This is a genomic window from Maritalea sp. (assembly GCF_047634455.1).
Lineage (GTDB): Bacteria > Pseudomonadota > Alphaproteobacteria > Rhizobiales > Devosiaceae > Maritalea.
Genome location: NZ_JBLIAI010000070.1, coordinates 1 through 12,818 on the forward strand (window position 1 = coordinate 1; position 12,818 = coordinate 12,818).

Annotated in this window: 17 protein-coding genes; 4 read left to right on the plus strand and 13 right to left on the minus strand. The window is 49.0% G+C overall.

What is annotated here, in order from left to right; all coding sequences use genetic code 11:
- Both ACJAZW_RS13470 and ACJAZW_RS13475 read right to left on the minus strand, forming a co-directional pair.
- A partial coding sequence (locus tag ACJAZW_RS13470) for a hypothetical protein (protein ID WP_415158957.1) occupies positions 1 to 285 on the minus strand: 285 nt, incomplete at its 3' end.
- Positions 282 to 839: a ubiquinol-cytochrome C chaperone family protein gene (locus ACJAZW_RS13475; protein WP_415158959.1), complete on the minus strand. Its 558-nt coding sequence runs from the start codon at positions 837 to 839 to the stop codon at positions 282 to 284. The genes ACJAZW_RS13470 and ACJAZW_RS13475, both read right to left, overlap by 4 nt.
- 152 nt (positions 840 to 991) lie before the next feature.
- Here ACJAZW_RS13475 and ACJAZW_RS13480 point away from each other — a divergent pair, with 152 nt between their 5' ends.
- Complete coding sequence (locus ACJAZW_RS13480; RefSeq protein WP_415158961.1) at positions 992 to 1,432, plus strand: outer membrane protein assembly factor BamE; 441 nt, start codon at positions 992 to 994, stop codon at positions 1,430 to 1,432.
- Positions 1,433 to 1,503: 71 nt separating this feature from the next.
- Here the strand turns inward: ACJAZW_RS13480 and ACJAZW_RS13485 are convergent, their stop codons facing one another.
- The 11 genes from ACJAZW_RS13485 to ACJAZW_RS13535 all read right to left on the minus strand — a co-directional run bounded on the left by ACJAZW_RS13485 (position 1,504) and on the right by ACJAZW_RS13535 (position 10,103).
- Positions 1,504 to 2,715 carry an MFS transporter gene (locus ACJAZW_RS13485; RefSeq protein ID WP_415158963.1) on the minus strand — a complete coding sequence of 404 codons (1,212 nt, stop codon included), beginning with the start codon at positions 2,713 to 2,715 and terminating at the stop codon, positions 1,504 to 1,506.
- A 13-nt stretch (positions 2,716 to 2,728) separates the two neighbouring features.
- A complete protein-coding gene (gene nusB / locus ACJAZW_RS13490) occupies positions 2,729 to 3,211 on the minus strand; it encodes a transcription antitermination factor NusB (RefSeq protein WP_415158965.1) in 483 nt (160 codons plus the stop codon).
- A gap of 3 nt (positions 3,212 to 3,214) precedes the next feature.
- Entirely contained in the window at positions 3,215 to 3,667 is a 453-nt protein-coding gene (gene ribH, locus ACJAZW_RS13495; RefSeq protein WP_415158967.1) for a 6,7-dimethyl-8-ribityllumazine synthase, read from the minus strand.
- A gap of 30 nt (positions 3,668 to 3,697) precedes the next feature.
- On the minus strand, positions 3,698 to 4,303 hold the full coding sequence (locus tag ACJAZW_RS13500; protein ID WP_415158969.1) for a riboflavin synthase: 606 nt from the start codon (positions 4,301 to 4,303) through the stop codon (positions 3,698 to 3,700).
- The gene (gene ribD / locus ACJAZW_RS13505; RefSeq protein WP_415158971.1) at positions 4,303 to 5,328 is read right to left on the minus strand and encodes a bifunctional diaminohydroxyphosphoribosylaminopyrimidine deaminase/5-amino-6-(5-phosphoribosylamino)uracil reductase RibD; all 1,026 of its coding nucleotides are present in this window, start codon (positions 5,326 to 5,328) and stop codon (positions 4,303 to 4,305) included. The genes ACJAZW_RS13500 and ribD overlap by 1 nt, the downstream gene beginning before the upstream one ends.
- Positions 5,329 to 5,796 carry a transcriptional regulator NrdR gene (nrdR, locus tag ACJAZW_RS13510; protein WP_415158973.1) on the minus strand — a complete coding sequence of 156 codons (468 nt, stop codon included), beginning with the start codon at positions 5,794 to 5,796 and terminating at the stop codon, positions 5,329 to 5,331.
- A 19-nt stretch (positions 5,797 to 5,815) separates the two neighbouring features.
- Complete coding sequence (gene glyA, locus ACJAZW_RS13515) at positions 5,816 to 7,099, minus strand: serine hydroxymethyltransferase (protein ID WP_415158975.1); 1,284 nt, start codon at positions 7,097 to 7,099, stop codon at positions 5,816 to 5,818.
- A 91-nt stretch (positions 7,100 to 7,190) separates the two neighbouring features.
- The gene (locus ACJAZW_RS13520) at positions 7,191 to 7,394 is read right to left on the minus strand and encodes a DUF6898 family protein (protein ID WP_415158977.1); all 204 of its coding nucleotides are present in this window, start codon (positions 7,392 to 7,394) and stop codon (positions 7,191 to 7,193) included.
- Positions 7,395 to 7,729: 335 nt separating this feature from the next.
- Positions 7,730 to 8,458, minus strand: coding sequence for a ferric reductase-like transmembrane domain-containing protein (locus ACJAZW_RS13525; protein ID WP_415158979.1), 729 nt, complete (start codon positions 8,456 to 8,458; stop codon positions 7,730 to 7,732).
- A gap of 579 nt (positions 8,459 to 9,037) precedes the next feature.
- On the minus strand, positions 9,038 to 9,547 hold the full coding sequence (gene ldtR, locus ACJAZW_RS13530) for a transcriptional regulator LdtR (RefSeq protein WP_415158981.1): 510 nt from the start codon (positions 9,545 to 9,547) through the stop codon (positions 9,038 to 9,040).
- A 163-nt stretch (positions 9,548 to 9,710) separates the two neighbouring features.
- Positions 9,711 to 10,103 carry a hypothetical protein gene (locus tag ACJAZW_RS13535; RefSeq protein WP_415158983.1) on the minus strand — a complete coding sequence of 131 codons (393 nt, stop codon included), beginning with the start codon at positions 10,101 to 10,103 and terminating at the stop codon, positions 9,711 to 9,713.
- A gap of 144 nt (positions 10,104 to 10,247) precedes the next feature.
- On the opposite strand from ACJAZW_RS13535, the gene hemB reads away from it, so the two are divergent.
- From hemB to ACJAZW_RS13550, 3 genes are all read left to right on the plus strand, one after another.
- On the plus strand, positions 10,248 to 11,261 hold the full coding sequence (gene hemB / locus ACJAZW_RS13540; RefSeq protein ID WP_415158985.1) for a porphobilinogen synthase: 1,014 nt from the start codon (positions 10,248 to 10,250) through the stop codon (positions 11,259 to 11,261).
- A gap of 71 nt (positions 11,262 to 11,332) precedes the next feature.
- A complete protein-coding gene (locus ACJAZW_RS13545) occupies positions 11,333 to 11,890 on the plus strand; it encodes an RDD family protein (RefSeq protein WP_415158987.1) in 558 nt (185 codons plus the stop codon).
- A gap of 93 nt (positions 11,891 to 11,983) precedes the next feature.
- Positions 11,984 to 12,818, plus strand: an 835-nt coding sequence (locus tag ACJAZW_RS13550; protein ID WP_415158989.1) for an SLC13 family permease, incomplete at its 3' end; no start/stop codon positions are given.

Genomic DNA, 12,818 nt, shown 5'->3' on the forward strand with positions numbered 1-12,818 from the left:
TTCGATCTTCTCATCGACAGGTTCAAGTGTAATAACGCACGGTTGCTGCAATTGGGCCGTCAACTTGCCTTTTGCTTCAAGACCACCGCGAATCGGCCGAATATCGACATGACCTTCAAATTTGCTGATTTGAGATGCGGGTGAGTTTTGTGTCAGAACAGCCAGCGTTTGCTCGTCGGCGGAAAATGAATAATTGCGCCCACCGGCGGCCACTTCTTCAATCCTAACGACCATATCCAGCAATAGGGATAGCTGATCTATTGAGTTGTTATGTGCATTGTTCATTTTTGATCCTCAGCATGAATGCTGGCAATTGATTGTTCGGGGGACAAGAACTGGATTGTGCCGCGACTGATTTCACTTTGCTCACTCAAACACGATATTTGTCCAGTCGCATAGTGTGCCAGCGCCTGCGCATTGGCCAAATCCTCGTCATTAAAAAGGTTTCGGTTGAGTGCTGCTGTCAGCGTGGGAATATCGCGACTTTCATAAGAATCTTTAACAGCGCCCAGCAGTCCATAAAAAACTTCGCCCATTTTTTTGACCTTTTTGGGTACCGTGATATCGCCGACGCCCATTTCGCGAAGGGAGCGATCCATATCTTTGAAAAACAGATCAAATAAGGACTGGGCGAATTCTCTTTGTTGGTCATCACCTTTATGTAACCGATGAAACACCAAGGTCATGTGCAAGGCGATCATATCAAATCGACCAGTTACACTGTCCTTAATTCCGTATGATATATAGAAATCGGGGTGCCGAGATTGCGCCACAATGATATTGTAAGCAGCAAGCGCCGCATCGGCGAATGGGTCTTTACGAAACGGGTTAAAAATCATCAGTCTGCTGTTGGTTCCGCTACAGGTCGAGTTTTTATGTTCAGTCTGCGTCTTGCCATTACACGACTTTGGCAGTTAAACAGATTTCCGACGCCCTTTTTAAGATGCGTTATTTGTCTTGTTAATCGAGTTTTTGTGAGAAAGCCAATTAAATGATGGTCATGCGTACTGCAATCCGCTTCCTTTCACTTGTCAGTGTCCTTGCCGCCGCGCTGGCGCTTTCTGGCTGCCTTACACAACAACGTACACAGGGCTACGATATCTCTGAGGACAATTTGGCGCAGGTTCGCCCTGGCGTTTCCAAACAGTTGGTAGAATTTGTGATGGGCTCGCCGCAGTCCAAAAACACATTTGGCGACGAAGAAGCCTATTATTATGTCGAAACGCAAATTGAACAAACAGCGTTTGGTCTGAAAACAGTCAAAGAACGCACGGTTGTTGCAGTGTATTTTGACAAAAAAGACCGCGTGATCGACAAAGCGGTTTATTCGCTTGCGGATGGTCGCGTCGTTGAAACAGTTTCGCGCAAAACACCCGGCTTCGGCCAGGATCGTTCGTTCGTACAACAATTGTTGGGCTCGCTCAGCTTCTAAATTAAGCAGTACAAGGGTCTAAAAACAGGCGAAAGGTTGAGCAACTTGGCTCCCTTCGCCTTTTTTTGCTTTTACGCAGACCGCAATTTGCGTTCGCGATACTCACCCCAGGCCAAAAGCGCCAGTGTGGCTGTAACAATGGGCAAAACCAAAACATTGATCGACTGCCAACCCAAAGTGTTCAACAAAACCCCCGAGCTGATGGAAGCCACTGCCATTGAGCCAAAAACCAACGGCTCGTTAAGCCCCTGGGCCGTAGATGCTTCCTCAGGACGATAGGCCCGGGAGAGCAGCGTTGTTGAACCAATAAAGCCAAAATTCCAGCCAGCGCCGAGCAAAATCAACGCCGCATCAAAGTGCAATGTCGAAATGCCGTTCAGGTTAATCAGCGCACTGCCTAGGATTAGAATCAAGCCCAGCGCAACAGTTGCGTGCGCACCAATTCGATTAATGATGTTTCCGGTAAAAAGGCTTGGGGCAAACATTGCAATAATGTGCCACTGTATCGCCGTTGTCGCCTGCTCAGAGGAATGGCCGGAAACATGGACCATAGCCAACGGAGCGGCCACCATGACCAATGTCATGAGCGTGTATGAAACCAAACCTGTAATGATAGGGATGTTGATTTCTGGCACCCGAATGAGCTGACGCGCAGTTCTGCCTTTTACGTCACCTTCTTGCGGCTTCACAATGGGGGCCAGCCGGGTTTGCGAAAGCATCAATATAGCGATTGCCGACAAAATCGAAACAACCAAGAATGAACCTGCAAATTCGACACCACCAAGCCAGTCTTTGGCCAGATAGGACAGCTTGGGACCCAAGAAACCGGCGGCCACGCCACCGAGCAGAACAAGAGAAATCGCGCGCGCCTTCATATCGTTAGGCACACTGTCGGCGATAGCAAAACGATATTGTTGGGTGAACGCCCCCCCCATGCCCACGATGGAGAGTGCGAGCGCAAAAAGTACAAATGAGGAAAAAGTCACCGCTGCTGCAGCACTAATGCCGGCAATCACGCCAAGTGTGGCGCCGATCAAGAAGCCGTTTCGCCGCCCAATTGCATAAATGATCTTTGTCGCAGGGCCCGCCATGATAGCGACCCCAATAATCATTGCCGTGGTTGGCAAAGTCGCCAGTCTGATATCCGGTGCCAGATTGACGGCGGTTAGTGCACCAACAGCCATAATGATGGCTTGGCTCGAACCGCCCGTCGCTTGCGTAACGGCGAGTAACCCAATGTTTCGGCCCGCATTTTTTGCTTTGTCAAACTGGGGCTCGGTCATAGGGCTTCTCCGTTTATTTCAATTCATCAGCCCTGAAGATTGTGGCGATATTGTTGAGTACACCATTGACCATGGCTGGCTGGTCTTTTCCAAAGAATGCACGCGCAACATCAACATATTCGTTAATGACCACACGGGCCGGAACGTCTTTTTTGTAGAGCATTTCAAACGCTGCAGAACGCAGGATTGCCCGAAGTGTACTGTCGATTCTAGTGACAGGCCAACCATCCACAAGCGAATTGTCTATAATCGGATCAATTTTGACCTGATATGTCCGAACACCTTCAAGAATTTGTTTGAAATAATCAGCGTCGGCGGGAAGATATTCGTCGCCCTCAACTTCTTTTCCCAAATGGAACATTTTGAATTGCTCCAGAGTGGCGTCAAGCGGCGCACGCCCGACATCCATTTGGTACAAGGCTTGCACCGCAGCCAATCGCGCAGCCCCGCGTTGATTTGCTTTTCCGGGATCGCGTTGTGGTTTGTCGTCTGTCATCGCCTATAGCCCGAATTTCTTTTTGGTTTCGATCATGGCGAGTGCAGCTTGTGCCGCGCCGCCGCCTTTATTTTTATCAGAGCGGTTTGCGCGAGCCCAAGCTTGCTCTTGATTTTCAACCGTTTGAATGCCGTTGCCAAGCGCCAATCCCTCAGAAGTCACCATGTTCATGATCGCGCGCGCACTTTCGTTGGCCACGACATCATAATGGGTGGTTTCGCCACGAATAACCACGCCCAGCACCACATAACCATCATAAATGTCCGCGTCCGCCACTTCTGCGCCAATGAGCGCCATGGAAAGTGCGGCTGGAAGCTCAAGAACACCGGGCACCGCCACACGGGTAATTTGAGCACCGGCTTTTTCAAGCACCTCAATTGCACCGGACGCTAGTTCATCGGCCAACTCGTCGTAAAAACGTGCTTCAATGAGCAAAATATTTGGCTTATCGGTCATTTGGTCCTCAAATCGCAGATTATGCGGGGCTTATTGCACTTCTATCAGGCGGGCTGCATATCGCGCCATCTGATCAATTTCAATGTTTATCTGATCACCGGCTTGCGTCAGGTGCCAATTTGTCACTTCAAGAGTATGCGGAATGAGAAGCACAGAGAACCGATTACCTTCGACCCAGTTCACGGTTAGAGACGTACCATTCAGCGCAACAGACCCTTTGGTCGCGATAAACCGAGCAAGGTCCATCGGCACTTCAAATGTCAGCTTGCATTGATCGCTAAAGTCTTCTCTTGAAACAATATTTGCGATGCCGTCCACATGCCCGGACACCAAATGTCCGCCCAATTCGTCCTGCAATCGGAGGGAACGCTCCAGGTTGATTTTCTGGCCAACGGCCCAGTTTTTTGCCGTGGTCAAGGATAGCGTTTCCTGACCCAAAAAGACCTCAAACCAATTTGCGCCAGTGGCAACATTTAGCTTGTCGGTGATTGTTAAACAGATGCCATTGTGGGCAATAGAAGCGCCCAGGTCGAAAGTACTGGTGTCGTAAGACGTGCCAATGCGCATTTTTCGCCCGTCAGGCTGATCTTCAATCTGCAAGATTTCAGCGACGTCTGAAACAATTCCTGTGAACACTAGTTGTTCCTTTGAAAGTGCGTAACGCGATCTGCGCCAAGTTTGCTGGTTCCATAGTCTAAAAACCCGAACGACGCTAGCTTGTCGCGCATATTTGAGCCCTCAACTGCAAGCAAGCCACCTGCCCCGATTTCGATATCGCTTTCAAGCAGATAAAACTCGTCGATCAATCCCGCCTCGAGCATTGAATTGAGCAGCGCTGGCCCACCTTCAACCAACAGGTGGCTTATGCCCGCATCCGCAATGGAATGAAGCACGATGTGATGATCTGGATGTCCATCCACGATGAGCAATCGTGAATCTGCACTGAGCTTCAAATCATCGGGCAGGTTTTTAGCTGACGACGCAAACACGATTGGGCGCGGGCTCCGCGCCTCAAGGCCAGCCAAACGGACATTTAGCGAAGGGTTATCCAAGAGTGCTGTTTTGGCGCCAACTGCAATCGCATCTACCCGTGATCGCAGTGTATGCGTCCAGCTTTTCGCCTCTGCCCCGGTGATTGGAATATTACCTTCACCGATACGCCCGACCATGCCATCCTTGGACACAGCGAGTTTAGCGGTGACAAATGGCAAACCGGTTCTCAAACGTTTGAAAAACGCACGGTGCAGAGTTGCAGTTGGCTGATGATCAGCTAACACGCGCACATCAATGTTGGCGGCTTGAAGTTTGTCGACACTTTTGCCTGCAGTGCGTGGGTCTGCATCCAACTGACCGATGACCACGCGCTTCAACCCCGCATCAATAACGGCCTCGACGCACGGCGGCGTTTTCCCATGATGGTTGCAGGGCTCAAGGGTTACATAAAGTGTTGCGCCTACGGCTCTTTTGTTGGCAGCTGCTATGGCTTGAGTTTCTGCATGGGGTCGACCTCCCGGTGCAGTGACAGCGCGAGAAATCAAAGTGTTGGCGATGGGGTCGACGATAAGCGCGGCAACAGTTGGATTATCTGCTGTGGTGCCCAAATATTGCGACGCGAATCTAGCCGCTGCGTCCATCCACTTCATGTCCGCAATGTTGGGCATTTATTCGTCGTCCAAATTGTCCGCGTCTAGCTGGGACAGGAATGTCTTGAAGTCATCCGCCTTGGAAAAATTCTTGTAAACCGAGGCAAAGCGCACAAATGCCACATCATCGAGCTCTTTGAGCCCTTCCATCACCAGTTGACCGATTTGTTCTGATGTCACTTCGGCGTCGCCGATGCTTTCAAGTCGGCGCACCACGCCGGAGATCATGCGATCTGCAGTTTCTGGCTCGACTTCGCGTTTGCGCAGGGCCGTTATAATCGAGCGATTGAGTTTTTCTCGATCAAAGGCCACTTTTCGTCCGGATTTTTTGCTGACAATCAGCTCACGCAATTGCACACGTTCAAACGTGGTAAAGCGCCCGCCGCACGCCGAGCAAACTCGACGGCGGCGAATAGCGTTAGAATCCTCGGTGGGCCGAGAATCCTTCACTTGCGTGTCATCATTTCCGCAATAAGGGCAGCGCATTGTGCCTCCTTAAGGCAATTTATGCGTAAATTGGATGCGCGTCGGTGAGCACTTTAACGTGCTCACGAACTGCAGCCTCAACGCCAGCATTACCTTCTTCACCATTCTTGGACAAGCCATCGACAACTTCAACGATTAGCTCGCCAACAGTTGTGAAGCTTTCGGTGCAAAATCCGCGCGAAGTTGCGGCAGGCGTGCCAACTCGAATGCCTGACGTCACAAACGGTTTTTCCGGATCAAACGGAATTGCGTTTTTGTTGCAGGTGATGTGAGCCCGCTCCAAAGCCGCCTCAGTTGCCTTGCCGGTAACGCCTTTTGGACGCAGATCAACAAGCATCAAATGGTTGTCTGTACCACCTGAAGCAATGTCCAAACCACCCTTGATCAGCGCATCTGACAGGCTTTGGGCATTGTCGACCACATCTGAAATATATCGCTTGAAGTCGTCTGTTAAAGCTTCACCAAAAGCCACTGCTTTTGCTGCGATAACATGCATCAAGGGTCCGCCCTGAATGCCAGGGAAAATGGCTGAGTTGACCTTCTTGGCGATCGCTTCATCGTTGGTCAAAATCATCCCACCGCGTGGACCACGCAATGTTTTGTGGGTCGTTGTTGTCGCCACATGTGCATGCGGGAACGGGCTTGGGTATTTGCCACCAGCCACAAGACCGGCAACGTGAGCCATATCCACCATGAAGAATGCACCAACCTCATCAGCAATCTCGCGGAATGCTGCGAAATCAAGATGACGAGAATAGGCGGAAAAACCAGCAATGATGAGCTTTGGCTGATGTTCTTTTGCCAAATCGCGCACCTGGTCCATGTCGCACAGACCGTCTTGCTTGCGTACACCGTAGTGAATGGGGTTGAACCATTTACCAGATTGGTTAGGACGCGCACCGTGGGTCAAGTGACCACCAGCATCAAGGCTCATGCCCAAGATCGTATCACCAGGCTGGATAAGCGCTTGGAACACCCCTTGGTTGGCTTGTGAGCCAGAGTTTGGTTGCACGTTGGCATATTCACAGCCAAAGAGTTGCTTAGCGCGATCAATGGCCAAGTTTTCAACAATATCAACATACTGGCAACCGCCATAATAGCGTTTACCCGGATAGCCTTCGGCATATTTGTTTGTCATGACGGAGCCTTGTGCTTCCATCACAGCTTTTGAGACCATATTCTCAGAAGCAATTAGTTCGATTTCAGTTTGCTGACGATTAAGTTCAGCATCAATTGCCCGCGCAACATCGGCATCGACGTCCGCCAGCGAACTGGAGAAGAAATTTGGAAAAATTTCGGTCATGAAAAATCCTCGCGATTAACGACCAATTTCGGTGCGTTTCGCATATCATACGAAATTGGGTAATCCAAGCCATCTGAGGACCAATTGGGACTTATTGCTTACTCTGTTGCTCAAGTTTTCGCTTGAGTTTGCCCATCGCGAGTTGGCGCAAGTGATTTTGTGTCGCCTGAATGGGCGCGATTGCCATTACTTCAATGCCAGTTTCTTCGTGAATCGCTGTGACACGCACATGCCCGCCCAGCTGGACAAATTCAAAATACACGGTGCCGATTGGGCTGGTTTCACGTTCATTCATAATGCGGAGTAGACTATTATTTTATCATCCCTGCAATCGAGAATATTTGCCTTGATCTTGCACAAACAATATTAGGGTCTGAACTCAATTGAGAAATGATCTGGACAGCAGTTCAATTTTGATCAGGTTTAGGCGAAATGGGCCGAATTGACTTGCTGTCAATGAGGATATTTCAACGCAAACTGGCACAATTGAATGCGGCCTTTCGGGTTATGTGCAAAACAGGCTGCTTCAGCGTCGAAAAGCCTCACCGATGTGAAAATCGCTTTCGTTTCTCTCCTCAAATCAATCTATTTTGCACCCAATCCAGACCTTTTCTCAATTCAGTCCAGACCCTAGCCATTTGCACGTTCTGCAGATCGCCTTTGTTTTCGGGTTTTCCATGTGCGCAATGATGCGAGATATTGGACACCATATGTAACAATGACCAGCCCGACAAATGCCGCCTGCAAAATATTTGGCTCAGGTGTTTGGCGGTGAAAATCCAGAAAGTGAATAAAGAGGAAATACGCCGTGTGGGCCACGATTAAAGCCCAAAGTATGTAGGCACTCTGTTGTATGAATTTCCATACAGGCATGCTCATCCAGCGCTGTGAAAAATCATTTGAACTTAACGCCAGTACCAATGCATACAACATTGCGACAATACCAATCACGTTTGCCAAACCAAAGCCTTTGTCAAACATCACATAATATTGAAGATCGGGATGAAACACCAATCCAAACAAACGTTGCCATTCCAACTCGACCCACCCAAACAAAATGAATCCAAAATGGACAAAGCTTGCCAAGACGCCCCAAACACCCAGTTCGCGTCGCCAGGGAATGAGTGCATTCGCCTTGCGCCATAATCTTGATAATGGCCCCACCAACATTACAGCCGCAATGAGTACGATGCTCGCGTCAGCAAATGCACGGTTCCATTTGTGCATAGGTGACCAATCTGGTCGCAATGCAGCAAATGCCAATACCAATATTGTGGCCAGCACTAAAGATCCAAGATGCCTGAACCGCCAATCTTGAACTATAGTCTTCAATCTGGATTTACCACGGGTAACTGCCATTTTCATTGCCTCTGACTGACGTTTATGTTTGAGCATTTATGCCAATACGTCGTCTTTGCGCAACCTAGTCCTGATCACTAAATGCAATGATCCCGACAAATAATTCTAGCAGGCATTTGTAATTGAAACGTGTCGACAACTCTACGAAACGACAGGAATGTGTTAGTATGATGGCCTATTGCGCAATTGCGCTTAGTGACACTTGCCGTGTCTGGCGTCAGAAACGCGAAGGGCTGTGTCGATGCTCAATATAAAGCATTTAACACAACCCGCGCTCAACCAAACAGTCCCATTGAGGACCAAAAGTATATGTATTAGGGTCTGGACTGAATTGAGAAAAGGTCTGGATTGGGTGCAAAATAAACTGATTTGAGGAGAGAAACGAAAGCGATTTTCATATCGGTGAGGCTTTTCGACGCTGAAGCAGCCTGTTTTGCATGCAACCCGATAGGCAGCATTCAATTTTGCCAGTTTGTCGTTGAAATATCCTCATTGACAGCAAGTCAATTCGGCCGATTTCGCCTAAATCTGATCAAAATTGAACTGCTGTCCAGATCATTTCTCAATTCAGTTCAGACCCTAGAGTTTATACAATATTTGATCGACCCAGAACCGCTCTAGGCGTGAAAGAGCTTTGTTTAGCCCTTCAAATTCTTCTTGTGATAGGCCACCTACTTCGGCGATAGACTTGAGATGTCGATCATACAATTCGTCAATCACTTCAGCGACTTCTTCGCCCTTTGGCGTCAGTTTGATGCGCACAGAGCGCCGATCTGTTTTTGACTTTTCCTGGTGGATATAGCCCGTATCAACAAGTTTTTTCAGATTGTAAGAAACATTGGACCCCAGATAGTAACCACGCGAACGCAATTCGCCCGCTGTCAACTCTGAATCGCCAATATTAAACATCATGATGGCCTGGACTGGACCAATATCGTCCCAACCCATGCGATCGAATTCATCTTTTACAAGATCAAGTAGTCTGCGGTGCAGGCGCTCAACGCGCGATACTGCTTCTAAATAGCTGGGCTTTAGTGCGTGCCCCTCATCAGGCACATGCGCCTGCACTTTCAAAGTATTGATTGTCATAACTGCCTCACTGTTTTGGTCGCACGATTTTTCGTGTCTATGCAGCCAAATTACCGGGTGGGCGATAAGATCAGTTTAAGATTCAATCTTAAGAATATGTTACTGAAACATTTGACTTTTTTAGCTTTCTCAATCCTTACCTGCATTCAGAATTTCCTAACCATCACGGCCGGTTGACTTGCATTCTGAAGTTCAGGACGCGCCAAACAAGCAATCCAATCGCAGATGCGAGCAACAAAATGCTAAGGCCAAATCCGGCGGCGGTGACCATCATGCGTGCACTGCCAACAACCACCAATCCAATTTCAATGAAGCTGGCGAACAGCAGTAAAAATGCTCCCCAAGTTGCATATGCCCAAAGCCCAACTGCCGCAAACAGGCGCAGACATGCGATTGTGATCATGGTGGCAAACACAAGTTGGTTAAAACCACCAACAGGGTCAAGCATATTGCCGCTTACGCCGAGTGCGTGAAGTGCATTGGCCAAACCAACGAACAAACTAACACTGGCAACAACGCGTGCAGCGACACGAATTCGTCGGGCAGTAAATGCCATTGGTTGCTCCTTTTTGTATCGTCAATAGCGAAAGTAGACTGCTCGTGGCAAGGTGCCACAGCAAAATTGCATAAATATTGCTGGACCATTATATCAAGTTAAGTTCCAAATGTGCGGAGCAGTTTAATATTTGATGTGGACCATATGAACAAGAATTTCACGCGTGCAAACATGGATTTTCTCAACGGACGACGCCTGCGTCGATCTCGCCAATTCGGCTGGAGCCGCGATTTGGTGCGCGAATCTACAATTCAGCCTAACGATTTGATTTGGCCGCTTTTCATTATTGAAGGGTCAAATGAGCGTCAGGCGGTAAAATCAATGCCGGGCGTTGATCGCTTGAGCGTTGATTTGGCTGTAGCCGCTGCCAAAGAGGCACAGGCGCTTGGCATACCAGCGCTGGCGCTTTTTCCGAATACGCCTGCAGACCGACGGTCTGAGACTGGCGAAGAGTCTTTCAATCCTGATAATCTTATGTGTCGCGCCCTAAGCGCCATCAAAGAAGCGGTGCCTGGCATTGGCCTGATTGCGGATGTCGCGCTTGATCCGTACACCAGCCATGGCCATGACGGGTTGATGGATGGTGAGCAGATATTGAATGATGAGACGGTTGAAGTGCTGATCAAGCAGTCGCTAAATCAGGTTCGTGCCGGGGCGGACATTATCGCCCCTTCCGATATGATGGATGGCCGGATTGGCGCAATTCGTGAAGGTTTAGACAATGAAGGGTTTCAAAACACAATCCTGCTTTCATACGCTGCAAAATATGCTTCTGCATTCTATGGACCTTTTAGGGATGCAGTAGGATCCGGTTCGCGCCTCAAGGGCGATAAGAAGACATATCAACTCGAACCTTATAATCGCGAAGAGGCCATGCGCGAAGTCGAACAAGACATTCTGGAAGCTGCAGATTGGATCATGGTGAAGCCTGGCATGCCATATTTGGACATTGTCCGCGAAATCAAAACGCGATTCGAGGTGCCAGTATTTGCCTACCAAGTCTCCGGTGAATACGCACAAATCGTGTTTGCCGGCCAAGCTGGTGCAATTGATCAACGCGCCGCGATGGTTGAAAGCTTGATTGCTTTCAAGCGCGCGGGATGTTCTGGCATTTTGACGTATTTTGCAAAGGAAATGGCACAATTGCTCAACCAATGAGCAAATTAGGATTGAACCTTGTCAAATCTATCATGGCTCCCCATCTTGTCGGGTAAGCAAAACGGAGAGCCATGATGACAAATGATGCGTTTGGACGAAAAATGCGCGACGACCTTCCAAAACCCGATACATCGCCAGAACTTTTTGAAGGGGTTTTGCTGCGACGAGTCATTGCGTTCTTCATCGACAGCGTCATTTTGACCATAGCCATCATTGTTTCGGCAGTGGTTTTAGGAATTTTGGGCATTTTGACGTTTGGATTGGCATGGTTGGGCTACTTCATTTTGGTTCCCGGCGTTCTTTTTGCGTATTATGTTGCGACGTTGGGCTCCCCTGCCCGTGCAACAATTGGCATGCAAGTCATGGATATTGTTTTGACGCCGACGCGGTCCAAACCGCTTGATGGAGGCCTAGCCGTTCTGCATCCAATCGCTGGCTGGATCGCGCAAGCATTGACACCACTCGTTTTGATTGTCCCCCTGCTCACGCAACGCCGCCAAATGTTGCATGACTTGGTTGTGGGCACGCTCATGGTCCGACGTTCGCCAATGGAGCGGTTTTGGGAACATGAAGCGCAGAATTACGGCGAGGCATGGGCTGACCCTAAAAACCCGCGCTGGCGCGACTAGGCTGACCTAAAAACAACGAAATCTGTTGATTTAGGCGTTGTTTAACAAAAAACAGGCTTGGAGTGATCGCCCCCTGTCTGCAATGTGCAGGATATGATCGCTGAATTCTTAAACGCTGATTCGATAGCTATGTGGGCAAGCTTTGCGGTAATTGTTCTCGCAATTGTGCTGTTTGCTACTGAAGTTGTCTCGCTGGAACTTGTCGCACTTGGTTCAATTGTGCTGTTGATGACGGTGGGATTGCTCGTTCCCGATTCCGGACTTGAAACAGATGCGCTGTTGTCTGGCTTCTCCAACTCCGCACTCTTAACAGTTTTGGCACTGTTGGTCATCGGTCAGGCTTTGTTTCAAACAGATGCGTTGGGCGGCCTTACCAAAACATTTGAGCGTTTGTGGCCGCGACATCCGCGCCGCGTCATCCCGATTATTTTGATAATTGCCGGACTGTCTAGCGCTTTCATCAACAATACGCCGGTTGTGGTTATGTTCATACCATTGCTGACAGCAGTTGCCGCCCGCCGCAAACTACCAACGCCAAAAATGATGATGCCCCTTAGTTTCATTTCTATTTTAGGCGGCATGACAACACTTATTGGTTCGTCGACAAACTTGTTGGCCGCGGGCATTGCAATAGGCGCAGGCGTTCAGGGATTAGACTTTTTTGCGTTCACAGTGCCCGGCTCTATTATGGCGGTGGTTGGCGGTGTCTATGTTTTGTTCGTTATGCCAAAACTTCTGCCCAGCGCGATCAACGCAGAGGGCCAAGAAGTTCCGCAACGGAATTTGCAGTTTATTTCAGAAATTCGTTTGTATGAAGGACATCCATTGATCGGTGAGAAGACCGTTGCTGGCATGTTCCCCAAAATAACAACCATGACCGTACGTGCTGTTATTCGTGGTTATCACCGATATTTACCACCATTTGATG